At 68.5% G+C, this 13,770-nt stretch carries 11 protein-coding genes and 3 pseudogenes; 7 read left to right on the forward strand and 7 right to left on the reverse strand.

Annotation, left to right across the window (positions count from 1 at the left end; genetic code table 11):
• The first annotated feature begins 85 nt into the window (after positions 1-85).
• The 5 genes and pseudogenes from map (at position 86) to ACQ859_RS20940 (ending at position 5,351) form a co-directional block, all read left to right on the forward strand.
• Complete coding sequence (gene map, locus ACQ859_RS20920) at positions 86-904, forward strand: type I methionyl aminopeptidase (RefSeq protein ID WP_431256685.1); 819 nt, start codon at positions 86-88, stop codon at positions 902-904.
• Positions 905-920: 16 nt separating this feature from the next.
• Positions 921-3,575 (forward strand): [protein-PII] uridylyltransferase, encoded by a 2,655-nt coding sequence (locus tag ACQ859_RS20925; protein WP_431262582.1) that lies wholly within the window; start codon positions 921-923, stop codon positions 3,573-3,575.
• Positions 3,576-3,610: 35 nt separating this feature from the next.
• The gene (gene mnmH, locus ACQ859_RS20930; RefSeq protein WP_431262583.1) at positions 3,611-4,678 is read left to right on the forward strand and encodes a tRNA 2-selenouridine(34) synthase MnmH; all 1,068 of its coding nucleotides are present in this window, start codon (positions 3,611-3,613) and stop codon (positions 4,676-4,678) included.
• Between the two features lie 190 nt (positions 4,679-4,868).
• A pseudogene (locus ACQ859_RS20935) lies at positions 4,869-5,075 on the forward strand (transposase domain-containing protein); the annotation flags it as partial.
• Positions 5,076-5,105: 30 nt separating this feature from the next.
• A complete protein-coding gene (locus tag ACQ859_RS20940; RefSeq protein ID WP_431262584.1) occupies positions 5,106-5,351 on the forward strand; it encodes a hypothetical protein in 246 nt (81 codons plus the stop codon).
• Between the two features lie 428 nt (positions 5,352-5,779).
• Here the strand turns inward: ACQ859_RS20940 and ACQ859_RS20945 are convergent, their stop codons facing one another.
• The 4 genes and pseudogenes from ACQ859_RS20945 to ACQ859_RS20960 all read right to left on the reverse strand — a co-directional run bounded on the left by ACQ859_RS20945 (position 5,780) and on the right by ACQ859_RS20960 (position 8,478).
• The gene (locus tag ACQ859_RS20945) at positions 5,780-6,187 is read right to left on the reverse strand and encodes an FKBP-type peptidyl-prolyl cis-trans isomerase (RefSeq protein WP_431266613.1); all 408 of its coding nucleotides are present in this window, start codon (positions 6,185-6,187) and stop codon (positions 5,780-5,782) included.
• Positions 6,161-6,505 (reverse strand): annotated as a pseudogene (locus tag ACQ859_RS20950) (FKBP-type peptidyl-prolyl cis-trans isomerase); the annotation flags it as partial. The pseudogene ACQ859_RS20950 and the gene ACQ859_RS20945, both read right to left, overlap by 27 nt.
• Before the next feature lie 108 nt (positions 6,506-6,613).
• The gene (gene gluQRS / locus ACQ859_RS20955; RefSeq protein WP_431262585.1) at positions 6,614-7,519 is read right to left on the reverse strand and encodes a tRNA glutamyl-Q(34) synthetase GluQRS; all 906 of its coding nucleotides are present in this window, start codon (positions 7,517-7,519) and stop codon (positions 6,614-6,616) included.
• Positions 7,516-8,478, reverse strand: coding sequence for a LysR family transcriptional regulator (locus ACQ859_RS20960; RefSeq protein WP_431262586.1), 963 nt, complete (start codon positions 8,476-8,478; stop codon positions 7,516-7,518). The genes gluQRS and ACQ859_RS20960 overlap by 4 nt, the downstream gene beginning before the upstream one ends.
• A 133-nt stretch (positions 8,479-8,611) precedes the next feature.
• Here ACQ859_RS20960 and ACQ859_RS20965 point away from each other — a divergent pair, with 133 nt between their 5' ends.
• On the forward strand, positions 8,612-9,334 hold the full coding sequence (locus ACQ859_RS20965; RefSeq protein WP_431262587.1) for a pirin family protein: 723 nt from the start codon (positions 8,612-8,614) through the stop codon (positions 9,332-9,334).
• 38 nt (positions 9,335-9,372) lie between these two features.
• Positions 9,373-10,083 (forward strand): DUF599 domain-containing protein, encoded by a 711-nt coding sequence (locus ACQ859_RS20970; protein WP_431262588.1) that lies wholly within the window; start codon positions 9,373-9,375, stop codon positions 10,081-10,083.
• Positions 10,084-10,125: 42 nt separating this feature from the next.
• On the opposite strand, the gene clpB is transcribed toward ACQ859_RS20970, so the two are convergent.
• The 3 genes and pseudogenes from clpB to ACQ859_RS20985 all read right to left on the reverse strand — a co-directional run.
• A complete protein-coding gene (gene clpB, locus ACQ859_RS20975; RefSeq protein ID WP_431262589.1) occupies positions 10,126-12,738 on the reverse strand; it encodes an ATP-dependent chaperone ClpB in 2,613 nt (870 codons plus the stop codon).
• Positions 12,739-12,824: 86 nt separating this feature from the next.
• Positions 12,825-13,394, reverse strand: coding sequence for a hypothetical protein (locus tag ACQ859_RS20980; protein ID WP_431266614.1), 570 nt, complete (start codon positions 13,392-13,394; stop codon positions 12,825-12,827).
• Positions 13,395-13,415: 21 nt separating this feature from the next.
• Positions 13,416-13,754 (reverse strand): annotated as a pseudogene (locus ACQ859_RS20985) (LD-carboxypeptidase); the annotation flags it as partial.
• Positions 13,755-13,770: the final 16 nt, after the last annotated feature.

Here is a 13,770-nt window from a genome sequence, read left to right on the forward strand (position 1 = left end):
GCGGAGGGCCCCTCCGGAGCGTTCCCTCGGGAGGGCGAACGCTTCCCCTGCGCGGGGATGGCCAAGCGCCTAAAATGGCACCCCTATGACCATCACGATCAAGACCGGCGCCGACATCGACGCCATGCGCATCGCCGGGCGTCTGGCGTCCGAGGTGCTGGACATGCTGACCCCGCACGTCAAGCCGGGCGTCAGCACCGAGCACCTCGACAAGCTGGCCCACGACTACATCGTGAACGTGCAGCAGGGCATCCCCGCCCCGCTGAACTACCAGCCGCCGGGCTACACGCCCTACCCGAAGTCGATCTGCACCTCGATCAACCATCAGGTCTGCCACGGCATCCCGAACGACCGTCCGCTGAAGAACGGCGACATCGTCAACATCGACGTCACCGTCATCAAGGACGGCTGGCACGGCGACACGAGCCGCATGTTCGTCGTCGGCGAGGGCTCGATCGCGGCCAAGCGGCTGTGCGCCTTCACCTACGAGGCGATGTGGAAGGGCATCCAGAAGGTCAAGCCCGGCGCGCGCCTGGGCGACATCGGCCACTCGATCCAGACCTTCGCCGAGAACGCCGGCTTCAGCGTCGTGCGCGAGTTCTGCGGCCACGGCATCGGCCAGAAGTTCCATGAGGAGCCCCAGGTGCTGCACTACGGCCGCCCCGGCACCCTCGAGGAGCTGGTGCCCGGCATGGTCTTCACGATCGAGCCGATGATCAACGCCGGCCGGCGCGAGATCCGCGAGATGGGCGACGGCTGGACCATCGTCACCAAGGACCGCTCGCTGTCGGCGCAGTGGGAGCACACGGTGCTGGTCACCGAGACCGGCTTCGAGATCCTCACGCAGTCGGCCGGCACGCCGCCGCCGCCCGCCTTCGCCCTGCCCCAGGCCGTGCCGGCCTGATCCGCGCGGACCGCCCATGAACGCCAGGACGCCCGGCGAGGTGGGCGCTTCGCCCCCGGTTCCGCCTGACGCGCTGTCGGTCGCGGACTTGCGCCAGCACTTCAAGGCCGGCAAGCAGCAGTTGCTGGAGGACTTCGCGGCCGCCAAGGCCAGCGTCTCCGCGGCCACGCGACTGATGCGCCTGCTGGCGAAACACGTCGACGGAACGCTGCAGGCCTTGTGGACGCAATCGGGCATCGCCGCGGCGGCGCCCGAGGCGGCACTGGTCGCGGTCGGCGGCTACGGGCGCGGCGAGCTGTTCCCGCATTCGGACGTGGACGTCCTGCTGCTGCTGCCCGACGCGCTCCCCGACGGCGTCACGCCCGACCAGCCCGGACCGCTCAAGCACGCGATCGAGGCCTTCATCACCGCCTGCTGGGACATCGGCCTGGAGATCGGCTCCTCGGTGCGCTCGGTCAAGGAATGCCTGGACGAGGCCGCCGGCGACGTCACCATCCAGACCGCGCTGCTGGAGTCGCGCTGGCTGGCGGGCGCCAGGCCGCTGGTGAAGCGCTTCGACCAGGCTTTCCGCGCGGCCGTCGATGCGCGTGCCTTCATGCGTGCCAAGACGCTGGAAATGCGCCAGCGCCACACGAAGTACGAAGAGACGCCTTACGCCCTCGAGCCCAACATCAAGGAAAGCCCCGGCGGCCTGCGCGACCTGCAGGTGCTGATCTGGATCGCGCGCGGTGCCGGATTGGGCAAGACCTGGCCCCAGCTGGCGGTCAAGGGACTGATCACGCCCTTCGAGGCCCGCCAGCTCCAGCGCAACGAGGGCGTGCTCAAGAGCATCCGCTGCCAGCTGCACCTGGCGGCGAAGCGGCGCGAGGACCGGCTGGTCTTCGACCTGCAGACCTCGGTGGCGGAGCGCTTCGGCTACGAGTCGACACGCTCGCTGCGCGCCCCCGAGAAGCTGATGCGCCGCTACTACTGGGCGGCCAAGGCGGTCACCCAGCTCAACCAGATCACGCTGCTCAACCTGGAAGAGCAGATCAACGGCACCCGCGACAACGAGCTGCGCCCGGTGAACGCGCGGTTCCTGGAGCGCAGCGGCATGCTGGAGATCGCGAGCGACGATCTCTACGAGCGCGAGCCGCACGCGATCCTCGAGACCTTCCTGATCTACCAGCAGACGCCCGGCATCAAGGGCCTGTCGGCGAAGACGCTGCGCGCGCTCTACAACGCGCGCGGCCTGATGAACAGCGCGTTCCGGCGCGATCCGGCCAACCGCGCGATGTTCATGCGCATCCTCGACGAGCCGCAGGGACAGACGCACGCCTTCCGCCTGATGAACCAGACCTCGGTGCTGGGGCGTTACCTGTGGGTGTTCCGGCGCATCGTCGGGCAGATGCAGCACGACCTGTTCCACGTCTACACGGTGGACCAGCACATCCTCATGGTGCTGCGCAACATCCGGCGCTTCTTCATCCCCGAGCACACGCACGAGTACCCGTTCTGCTCGCAGCTGGCGGCGCAATTCGACCGGCCGTCGGCGCTCTACGTCGCGGCGCTCTTCCATGACATCGCCAAGGGCCGGGGCGGCGACCACTCCGACCTCGGCGCGACCGAAGCGAAACGCTTCTGCCGCGCGCACGGCCTGCCCAAGGCCGATGCCGCGCTGGTCGTGTTCCTGGTCGAGCACCACCTGACGATGTCGCGCGTCGCGCAGAAGGAGGACCTGTCCGATCCGGAGGTCATCCAGCACTTCGCCCAGAAGGTGAAGGACGAGCGCACGCTGACGGCGCTCTACCTGCTGACGGTGGCCGACATCCGCGGCACCGGCCCCAAGGTCTGGAACGCCTGGAAGGGCAAGCTGCTCGAGGACCTGTACCGGCTGACGCTGCGCGCGCTCGGCGGCGCGAAGCTGAACATGGCCGCGGAGATCGAGGCGCGCAAGCAGGAGGCCCGGCAGGAGCTGGCGCTGAAGGCGCAGCTGCCGGGCACCGAGGACGCGTTGTGGAAGACGCTGGACCTGAGCTACTTCGCTCGGCACGACGCGCCGGACCTGGCGTGGCATGCGCGGGCGCTGTGGCGGCATGTCGAGAGCACCGTGCCCGTGGTGCACGCGCGGCCGTCGCCGGTCGGCGAAGGCCTGCAGGTGCTGGTGTACGCGAAGGACCTGCAGGACCTGTTCGCGCGGATCTGCGGCTACTTCGACGGCGCCGGTTTCAACATCCTGGACGCCAAGGTCCACACGACCCGTACCGGCTATGCGCTGGACACCTTCCAGGTCATCGCGCCGGAACTGGACCTGCATCACCGCGACCTCACGGCGCTGGTCGAGTCCAAGCTCGGCCAGGCGCTCGTCGCGCAGGGGCCGCTGCCGGAGCCGCGCAAGGGTCGGCTCTCGCGCCGCGTGAAGAGCTTCCCCTTCACCCCGCGCATCGCGCTGCGGCCGGACGAACGCGCGCAGCGCTGGCTGCTGTCCGTCAGCGCCACCGACCGCGCCGGCCTGCTGTACGCCATCGCGCGGGTGTTGGCGAGACACGGGATCAACCTGCAGCTCGCCAAGGTCTCGACGCTCGGCGAGCGCGTCGAAGACACCTTCCTGCTCGACGGCGCGGCACTGCAGCAGAGCCGCATGCAGCTGCAGATCGAGACCGAGCTGCTGGACGCCCTGTCCGTGCAGTGATGGCACGATGACTGCGCCAGCACCATGACGGCGCCATGAGTCAGTACCACGTGATACCGTCGGCCGAGGCCTTCGCGCGGCTCGACGGGTTCAGCACCGTGATCGACGTGCGTTCCCCCGGGGAGTTCGCCGAGGACCATCTGCCCGGCGCGCTGAACTGGCCAGTTCTCGACGACGAGGAGCGCCGCATCGTCGGCACGCTCTACCGCCAGGATCCGCTGGAGGCGCGCAAGCTCGGCGCGGCCATCGTCGCGCGCAACATTGCCAACCACCTCGATGCGAACCGCCCGCTGATGCAGAAGCATTGGCGGCCGCTGGTCTATTGCTGGCGCGGCGGCCAGCGGTCCGGCGCGATGAACTGGTTCCTGAACCAGATCGGGTTCAAGTCGCTGCAGCTGGTCGGCGGCTACAAGGCGTTCCGGGGCGAAGTCATCAAGACCCTGGCGGAGCAGCCGGCGCGGTTCGACTTCGTCGTGCTGTGCGGACGGACCGGATCCGGCAAGACCCGGCTGCTGCAGGCGCTCGCCGCCGCGGGCGAGCAGGTGCTCGACCTCGAGGCGCTGGCACGACATCGCGGCTCGGTGCTGGGCGCCCTCCCCGATCGGCCTCAGCCGAGCCAGAAAGCGTTCGACACCGCGCTCTGGCAGGCGATGGTGACGCTCGATCCGGCCCGACCCGTGTACGTCGAGAGCGAAAGCCGCAAGATCGGCGGCATCCAGCTGCCCGAACCCTTGCATCTGCGATTGCGGCAGCACGGACGATGCGTGTGGATCGACATGGCCGAGGCGGGACGCGTGCAATTGCTGCTCGAGGACTACGCCCACTTCAAGGATCAACCCGAGCAGTTCAACGCGCTCATCAGCGGACTCGTCACGCTCCGCGGCCGGGAACGCGTGGGACGGTGGCAAGCCCTGGCCCTCGCCGGACAGTGGACAGAGGTCTTCGGGGAACTCATGCGCGAGCACTACGACCCCGGGTATGAACGCTCGCTAACCAACCAGTTCCCGAAACTGATCGACGCACCACACGTCACGCTGCCCAACGGAAGCAGCGAAGAAACCAGCAAGGCCGCTCAGGAAGTCATGGGGTTGGGTCGCTCATGAATACAAGTCGTCTCACCGCGTGAGACCCCGCCGGGACTCGGCCCGGCAGCCGAGTCCCTTTGTCCGCCGACAAAGGAACCAAAACGGCTCTGACGACGCTCATATACGCTCGCTGCCCAGCATTCGTCGCTCGTCACTGCGCTCCGAGACTCCTCGGACGATGCCCTCAAACGACCACCACCGGAGTCCTCGCACCGCCTCTCTCTACAGGCTTGCTCGCTCCGCTCGTCGCGCCAGCCACTCAACGTGGTCCGCAACGGCCCTGCCCGCTCGCCCCTACCGGGGTCTCGCAGCCAAGATTGCCTTGGTCTACTTGAAGGACGTGCTGACCAGGCTGCCGACGCAGCCGGCCAGTCGCATCCACGAGTTGCTGCCGCACCGGTGGCAAACTGTGTAGTCAGCGCCACTTCGCCAGCTGCACATTCAAATGGTCTTCCTTGCGATCACGCCTACCGGTCTGGCCGATGCCCTTCGTGCCGCCAAAGCGGATGACGCCGTTTGGTGCGGCAGCGACGCGATCACCGAAGCTGACTACGCTACGCTGAAGCAACCGAACCTGAGCCGGTTCATCTACGAGCTTGGCGACCGGCTTCTGGTCAGCGATGCCATCGGCACAATCGAAGAGCATCATCCTCATCAGATCATCTGGGTTGAAGCCGCTGCATCAAATTAGCGAGCGCGAGCTGGCTCGGCTGGACGCTGACGATGCGCGGGGCGCCTCGATGCAACGACCAACGGTCGACCTGGATGTCTGGGACGAGTACTGGATCGCGATACGCGGCCGCGACAAGGCACCGAAGCCCTCTGCTGCGAGACCCCGCTAGGGGCGAGCGTGAGAGGCCGGCGCGAACCGCGTTGAGTGGCTGGCGCGACGAGCGAAGCGAGCAAGCCTGTAGAGAGAGGCGGTGCGAGGACTTCGGTGGTGGCCGTTTGAGGGCATCGTCCGAGGAGTCTCGGAGCGCAGTGACGAGCGACGACGGCCACCCAGCGAGCGCATATGAGCGTCGTCAGAGCCGTTTTGGTTCCTTTGTCGGCTGACAAAGGAACTCGGCCGCCGGGCCGAGACCCGGCGGGCTGCAGGGAGCGGAAGAAAGCCCTGGCTCAGACAGCCAGCAACTCCACTTCGAACAGCAGCGTCGCATGCGGCGGAATGACGCCGCCGGCGCCGTAAGCGCCATAGCCCAGCTCCGACGGGATGACGAGGAATCGGGTGCCGCCGACCTTCATCCCTTGGACGCCTTCATCCCAGCCCTTGATGACTTCACCCGCGCCGAGGTGGAAGCGGAACGGATCGCGGCGGTCCTTGGACGAGTCGAACTTGCGACCGCGCTGACCGTCCTTGTAGAGCCATCCGGTGTAGTGGACGGTGACGCGCTTGCCGGCTTCGGCGACGGCGCCCTCGCCTTCCTTGACGTCCTCGAACTGCAGGCCGCTGGCGGTGGTGGAGAGCTGGTTGAGTTCGATGGCTTCAGCGCCGACGGACACGCCCAGCAGTTCCACCTCGAACATCAGCGTCGCATTCGGCGGGATCACGCCGCCCGCGCCGCGTGCGCCGTAGCCGAGCTGCGGCGGGATGACGAGCACGCGCGTGCCGCCCACCTGCATGCCCTGGACGCCTTCGTCCCAGCCCTTGATGACCATGCCGCCGTCGAGTTCGAACTCGAACGGCTCGCCGCGGTCCTTGCTGGAGTCGAACTTGGTGCCCTTCTCGCCGTCCTTGAAGAGCCAGCCGGTGTAATGCACCTTCACGTCCTGGCCGGCCTTGGCGGTGGCGCCGGTGCCGGGGGTGGTGTCGTCGTATTGCAGGCCGCTGTCGGTCGTCTTCATCGGGGAGTTCCTTGAAAGGGGGATGCCGGTGACATCCCGAAATGCAAAGGCGTGATCATGCCAGCCGCCGAGGGCTCCGGGCCCGGCCTTGGGCGGGCCGGGGACGGATCAGGGCAGGCGTACACGCCACGCCACCACGGCGTGTTCGAGCCACTCGGGCATCGTCCGCGCCTCCAGGGCCGACAACCCGAGACGGGTGCCGGCGCGTCGCAATGCGGCAAGCGGGTCGCCCAGGTCCAGGGCCTGGGCGCCGTTCTGCTTGGACAGCTTCTCGCCGTTGTCGCCGAGCACCAGCGGTGTGTGCAGGTAGCGCGGCTGCGGCAGGCCGAGCAATTCCTGCAGCCGGATCTGCCGGGGCGTGTTGTCGGCGAGGTCCTCGCCGCGGACGACATCGGTGATGCCCTGCCAGGCGTCGTCGACGACGACCGCGAGCTGATAGGCCCAGAGGCCGTCCGCGCGCAGGAGGATGACGTCGCCGACCTCGTCCGTCAGGTCCTGCGACTGCGCGCCGAGCCGTCGATCGCGCCAGTCGATGCGCAGCGGCGCGTCGCCGTCGACGGTCGAGGTGCTGCGCAGCCGCCACGCCCGCGCGGGCTTGCCGTGCAGGCCGTGACGGCAGGTGCCCGGATAGATGAGCTCCCCATGCCGCTCCCGCTGGCCGCCGCGGGCGGCGATCGCCTCGGCGATGTCCTTGCGCGAGCACCCGCACGGATAGGCCCAGCCCGCGGCGATCAGTTGATCGAGCGCGGCCCGGTAGGCCGCGTCGCGGCGGGATTGCCAGATCGGCGGCTCGTCCGGCAGCAGCCGCACCTGCGCGAGCTGCGACAGCACCACCGCATCGGCGCCGGCCGGACAGCGCGGCCGGTCGACATCCTCGATCCGGATCAGCCAGCGCCCGCCATGCGCCCGCGCGTCGAGCCAGCTCGCCAGCGCCGCGACCAGCGACCCCTCATGCAGCGGCCCCGTGGGCGACGGCGCGAACCGGCCGATGTAGCCCCGCCGCGGCTGGATCACAGCAGCAATCCTTCGTGCTGCTCGATCAGCGAGCGCCGCGTCGTCTCGTTCCTGAGCCGGTCCAGCCACCAGGCCAGCGCCTTGGCCGGACGATGGCCGGTGTTGCGCCAGGCGTAGTGCATCGGCGAGATCCGCCGGCCCTGGAAGGTCTCCTTCTGGACCAGCCGCCCCGCGTCCACGTGCCGCCGCACCATCGGCGTCGGCAGCGAGCCCACGCCCAGGCCGCGCAGCATCGCCTCGAGCTTGATCGCCATCGACGGCACCGTCAGCACCTCCTGCCCGGGCACCACGCCGACGGTCATCGGCGCGAGGCTGCGCGCCGTGTCCGCCACCGCGACGATGCGATGGCGGGCGATGTCGGCCGAGGTCAACACCCCCTCGAATCCCGCCAGCGGGTGATGCGGCGCGACGCAGAACACCATCTCCATCGGCCCCAGCACCTCGCACACGACCGAGCTCCCCGGCGGCTGCGCGCTGGTGCCGATCGCCAGGTCCGCCTGGCCGGAGATCAGTGCCTCCCAGGTGCCGGCGAGCACCTCGGTGCGCAGCTTCAGGCGCGTCGGCGGCGGCTTGCCGTCCTCGGCCTGCAGGTAGAAGGCCTCCATCAGGTCGAAGATCGCGCGCCGCGCGATCGCATCGTCGAAGGCGATGGTGAGTTCGCTCTCCCACCCCGTGGCGACACGCTTGACGCGGTTGGCGACGGCGTCCATCTCCTGGAGCAGCCGACGCCCTTCGGTCAGCAACTCGTGCCCCGCGGCCGTCAGCACCGCCTGGCGCGAACTGCGGTCGAACAGCAGCACGTCCAGCGCGTCCTCGAGCTGGCGCACCGAGTAGGTCAGCGCCGACGGCACCTTCCCCATCTCCCGCGCCGCCGCGGCGAAGCTGCCGCTGCGCGCGATGCTGTCCATCATCGCCAGCGCTTCCGGCGTCAGCACCCGGCGTTTGTCTTGTTGAGCCATCCCTTCATCTTATTTGAACGCTGGCTTCAAGCCCCTCCCCCTCGGGAGAGGCCTGCTTCCCTACAGTGAGTCCATCGCCAACCAGCAGGCCCTCTCCACCACACCGGGGGCCGGCCACAGAAGGAGCATCAACATGCGTGAAGTCATCAAGTCCTCGGATCGCGGCTATGCCGACCACGGCTGGCTGAAGAGCTTCCACAGCTTCTCGTTCGCGGACTATCACAACCCGCGCCGGATGGGCTTCGGACCGCTGCGCGTGATCAACGAGGACCGCATCGCCGGCGGCACCGGCTTCGGCACGCACGGCCACCGCGACATGGAGATCATCAGCTACGTCCTGAGCGGCGAGCTGGCGCACCAGGACAGCATGGGCAACGGCACGCCGGGCGGCGCCAACGCGGGCGTGATCCGTCCAGGCGACGTGCAGCGCATGAGCGCGGGCACCGGCGTCCGTCACAGCGAGTTCAACCACTCGAAGGACGGTCAGACCCACTTCCTGCAGATCTGGATCATGCCGGACCGTCAGGGCGTGGAGCCGGGCTACGAGCAGAAGCATTTCGCCGACGCCGACAAGCGCGGCCAGCTGCGTCTGGTGGCCTCGCCCGACGGCGCGCAGGACTCGGTGTCCATCCACCAGGATGCGCGGCTGTACGCCGGACTGTTCAACGGCGATGAACGCGCCGAGCTGCCGCTCGCGGCGGACCGGATCGCCTACGTGCATGTCGTGCGCGGCCAGGCGACCGTGAACGGCGAAGCGCTGGGCGCCGGCGACGCGCTCCAGCTCGCCAAGGAGCCGGGTATCGCGATCGAGGCCGGCCAGGACGCCGAGGTCCTGGTGTTCGATCTGCCGGTGTGAGTCCACGGGCGGGCGCGAGCCCGCCCTACACTCGCCCGATGCAATCGCTTCGACCCCTGCTGGCCGCGTTGCCGCCGCTCGACTGGGCCGCGCTGGGCCTGTTCTTCGTGACCTGGATCGGCTACGCCGAGTTCTCCAAGCGCCATGCCGACGGGCAGGGTTCGCTGCTGGCCATCACCAACCGGGTGCGCCGGCAGTGGATGCTTCAGCTGACCTACCGCGACATGCGGGTGCTGGACGGCGCGGTCAGCCAGGCGCTGCTGTCGAGCCCGTCCTTCTTCGCCTCCACCACCATCCTGATCATCGGCGGCCTGCTGGCCGCGCTGGGCACCAGCGAGCAGACCAGCGCGCTGGTGCTGGGGCTGCCGTTCGCGGTCAAGACCAGCACGCTGGTGTTCGACATCAAGCTCGCGCTGCTGACCGCCATCTTCGTGTACGCCTTCTTCCGCTTCACCTGGAGCATGCGGCAGTACACCTTCGGCGCGCTGCTGGTCGCTTCAGCGCCGGAGGCGGTCCAGTTCGCGCAACTGGGGTCCGAAGCGCGCGAGGAATTCGCCGACCGCGCCGGTGCCGTCGTCGGCATGGCGGCCGAGGCCTTCAACGACGGCCTGCGCGGCTATTACCTCGCCTTCCCGGTGGTGGGCTGGTTCTTCTCGCCGTGGGCGCTGATGCTGGCCGCCGTCGGCGTCGTCTACGTGCTGTACCAGCGCGAGTTCCGCTCCGAGGTCCTCGAGAAACTGCGCGCCTGAAGCGCCGCGCGGGTCATCCGACCGGCGCGGCGCTCCGTGACGTCAGTGCACCACCCTGCCGAAGGAGAACTCGCCGGGTTCGCCGCCGGGTGAGGTCTCGACGCTCACCGGGATCACGTCCTTCGGACCGAAGCGCCCCTGCAGGATCAGCTTGGACAGCGGGTTCTCGATCCGCTGCTGGATCGCGCGCTTGAGCGGCCGCGCCCCGAAGACCGGATCGAAGCCGACCTTGGCCAACTCGTCGAGCGCCTCGTCGCTGACGTCGAGCTTCATCTCCAGCTTGTCCAGGCGCTGTTCGAGCTGACGCAACTGGATCTTCGCGATCGACTTGATGTGGTCCGCGCCCAGCGCATGGAAGATCACCGTCTCGTCGATGCGGTTGAGGAACTCCGGCCGGAAGTGCGCCTTGACCTCGCCCCAGACCGCGTCGCGGATGACCTCGTCGGGCTCGCCCTGCAGCGCCATGATGTGCTGCGAGCCCAGGTTGGACGTCATCACGATCACGCAGTTCTTGAAGTCGACCGTGCGCCCCTGGCCGTCGGTCAGCCGACCGTCGTCCAGCACCTGCAGCAGCACGTTGAACACGTCCGGGTGGGCCTTCTCGACCTCGTCGAGCAGCAGCACGCTGTAGGGCTTGCGGCGCACCGCCTCGGTCAGGTAGCCGCCCTCGTCGTAGCCGACGTAACCCGGAGGCGCGCCGATCAGCCGGCTCACCGAGTGCTTCTCCATGAACTCGCTCATGTCGATGCGGATCATGTGGTCTTCGCTGTCGAACAGGAAGCCCGCCAGCGCCTTGCACAGCTCGGTCTTGCCGACGCCGGTCGGGCCCAGGAACAGGAAGCTGCCCAGCGGCTTGTCCGGATCGGACAGCCCGGCGCGCGAGCGCCGGATCGCATCCGCGACCGCGACGATGGCCTCGTCCTGGCCGACGACGCGCTCATGCAGCTTGTCTTCCATCTGCAGCAGCTTGTCGCGCTCGCCCTGCATCAGCTTGGCCACCGGGATGCCGGTCGCGCGGGCGACCACCTCGGCGATCTCCTCCGCGCCGACCATGGTGCGCAGCAGCTGCGGCTGGGTCTTGTCCTTGGCCTTGCCCATCTCCTTGGCCTGCGCCTCGTTGAGGCGCTTCTCCAGGTCGGGCAGCTTGCCGTACTGCAGCTCGGCGACCTTGTTGAAGTCGCCCTTGCGCTTGAGTTCCTCGATCTGGAACTTGATGCGGTCGATCTCTTCCTTGACGTGCGCGGAGCCCTGGGCCTGGGCCTTCTCGGAGGTCCAGATCTCTTCCAGGTCGTTGTACTCGCGCTGGAGCTTGAGCAGCTCTTCCTCGATCAGGGCGAAACGGCGCTGGGAGCCCTCGTCGGTCTCCTTGCGCACGGCCTCGCGCTCGATCTTGAGCTGGATCATGCGGCGGTCGAGGCGGTCCATCGCCTCGGGCTTGGAGTCGATCTCGATCTTGATCTTGGCCGCGGCCTCGTCGATCAGGTCGATGGCCTTGTCGGGCAGGAAGCGGTCGGTGATGTAGCGGTGCGAGAGCTCGGCCGCGGCGACGATGGCCGGGTCGGTGATCTCGACGCCGTGGTGGACCTCGTACTTCTCCTGCAGGCCGCGCAGGATGGCGATGGTGGCCTCGACGGTGGGTTCGTCGACCAGCACCTTCTGGAAGCGGCGCTCCAGCGCGGCGTCCTTCTCGACGTACTTGCGGTATTCCTCCAGCGTGGTCGCGCCGATGCAGTGCAGCTCGCCGCGCGCCAGCGCGGGCTTGAGCATGTTGCCGGCGTCGATGGCGCCTTCGGCCTTGCCGGCGCCGACCATGGTGTGGATCTCGTCGATGAACAGGATGATGCGGCCTTCGTCGGCGGCGACTTCCTTGAGCACGGACTTCAGGCGTTCCTCGAATTCACCGCGGAACTTGGCGCCCGCGAGCAGGCCGGCCATGTCCAGCGACAGCACCCGCTTGCCCTTGAGGCTTTCGGGCACTTCCTCGTTGACGATGCGCTGCGCCAGGCCTTCGACGATGGCGGTCTTGCCGACGCCCGGCTCGCCGATGAGCACGGGGTTGTTCTTGGTGCGCCGCTGCAGCACCTGGATGGCGCGGCGGATTTCGTCGTCGCGACCGATCACCGGGTCCAGCTTGCCGGCGCGGGCGCGCTCGGTCAGGTCCAGGGTGTACTTCTTCAGCGACTCGCGCTGGCCTTCGGATTCCTGGCTGTCGACCTTCTGGCCGCCGCGCACGGCTTCGACCGCGGTCTCCAGCGCCTTGCGGGTCAGGCCGTGGCCGCGCACGACACCGGCCAGGTCGGTCTTCGCGTCGGCCAGCGCCAGCAGGAACATCTCGCTGGCGATGAAGTGGTCGCCGCGCTTGGAGGCTTCCTTTTCGGCGTTCTGCAGCAGGCTGACCAGGTCGCGGCTGGGCTGGACCTGCTGGCCCTCGCCCTGCACCTGCGGCAGGCCGCCGACGATGCCGTCCAGCGCGCCCTTGAGGGCGGGCACCTTGACGCCGGCGCGCTCCAGCAGCGCCTTCGGGCCGTCGTCCTGCGCCAGCATGGCGCCCAGGACGTGGGCGGGCTCGATGTAGGGGTTGTCGCGCGTCACCGCCAGGCTTTGGGCCTCGGCCAGCGCTTCTTGGAATCGGGTGGTGAGCTTGTCGACTCGCATGGGTAAAAACCTCCGTTGCGACCCCAAGTGGGAATGTGTCCCTATTTTTCAAGAGAAAACTTCGGCAAGCGGCGCGCCCATTCACTTCATGCGAGGAACTGGCTCAGGGTCGCGTGGCCGGGCTGCCAGTCGATGCGGCCGAGCGCGCCTTGGACGATGGTCCATTGAGGGCCGACGTGGCCGATGTCGAGGTCCAGCAGCACCGGGCACGGCAGGTCGCCGAGCGCCCGTTGCAGCGCGTGTTCTTCCGTGAAGTCACCGCCCGACGCGATCTCCTTGGCCACCGCGCTGCGGCCGAAGAGGATGCCGGCGGCGCCGTCGAACCAGCCCGCCAGCCGCAGGCCGTGCAGCGCGCGAGCCAGTTCGAAGGGTGGCAGCTCGGCGACCTCGAAGAACCAGAGCGGCCGCTCGTCGTCCCCCATCGCGGCACGCCAGGCGGCGACGTCGGCCACCCTCGCACCGGCCAGCCGCGACAGCGAGTCGAGGCAACCACCGACCAGACAGCCCTCGATCGAGAGGGGCTCGACGCCGCCATCCAGCCGTCGCGACACCGTGCCCGGCGCCGGGTCCTGCTCGAACGGCGCGCCGCCTTCGGCGAACCACAGTTCGAAGATCCGTTTCGACACCGCGTCCAGGGCCGTGTCCCCCAGCTGCATCAGGTTGGGCCCGTGCAGCGACGCCCAGCCGGCACTCAGCAGCAAGGGCACCTGGATCGTCGACAGGTCGGAGAAGCCGCTGAACCACTTGGGCGGCGCCTCCCGGAGCCGCTCGAAGTCCAGTTGTCCCAGCACCTCGATCGCCAGCTCGCCGCCCCAGGGCGGGATCACGGCGGCCACCTCCGGATCGAGCAGCACCTCCATCAACTCTGCCGCGCGTTCGGCGGCACTCGCGCTCGCGCCTTGGACCTGCTGCCGCAGCGAACGCCCCTCGCGGACGATGAATCCCTGGCGCCGCAGCATCCACAGCGCGGCGTCCAGGCGTTCATGCATCGCCGGCTTCACGCCGGACGACGGCGCGACGACCGCGACGACG

The sequence above is a fragment of the Roseateles chitinivorans genome, assembly GCF_050632235.1.
GTDB classification, from domain to species: domain Bacteria; phylum Pseudomonadota; class Gammaproteobacteria; order Burkholderiales; family Burkholderiaceae_C; genus Roseateles; species Roseateles chitinivorans_A.

Excerpts from the sequence above, each read along its gene's own strand:
- ACQ859_RS20960 (WP_431262586.1), bottom strand. The coding sequence starts at position 8,478 with ATGGCTCAACAAGACAAACGCCGGGTGCTGACGCCGGAAGCGCTGGCG.
- ACQ859_RS20940 (WP_431262584.1), top strand. The coding sequence starts at position 5,106 with ATGGTCTTCCTTGCGATCACGCCTACCGGTCTGGCCGATGCCCTTCGT.
- ACQ859_RS20965 (WP_431262587.1), top strand. The coding sequence starts at position 8,612 with ATGCGTGAAGTCATCAAGTCCTCGGATCGCGGCTATGCCGACCACGGC.
- mnmH (WP_431262583.1), top strand. The coding sequence starts at position 3,611 with ATGAGTCAGTACCACGTGATACCGTCGGCCGAGGCCTTCGCGCGGCTC.
- ACQ859_RS20980 (WP_431266614.1), bottom strand. The coding sequence starts at position 13,394 with ATGCAGCTGGGGGACACGGCCCTGGACGCGGTGTCGAAACGGATCTTC.
- ACQ859_RS20925 (WP_431262582.1), top strand. The coding sequence starts at position 921 with ATGAACGCCAGGACGCCCGGCGAGGTGGGCGCTTCGCCCCCGGTTCCG.
- clpB (WP_431262589.1), bottom strand. The coding sequence starts at position 12,738 with ATGCGAGTCGACAAGCTCACCACCCGATTCCAAGAAGCGCTGGCCGAG.
- map (WP_431256685.1), top strand. The coding sequence starts at position 86 with ATGACCATCACGATCAAGACCGGCGCCGACATCGACGCCATGCGCATC.
- ACQ859_RS20970 (WP_431262588.1), top strand. The coding sequence starts at position 9,373 with ATGCAATCGCTTCGACCCCTGCTGGCCGCGTTGCCGCCGCTCGACTGG.
- ACQ859_RS20945 (WP_431266613.1), bottom strand. The coding sequence starts at position 6,187 with ATGTTCGAGGTGGAACTGCTGGGCGTGTCCGTCGGCGCTGAAGCCATC.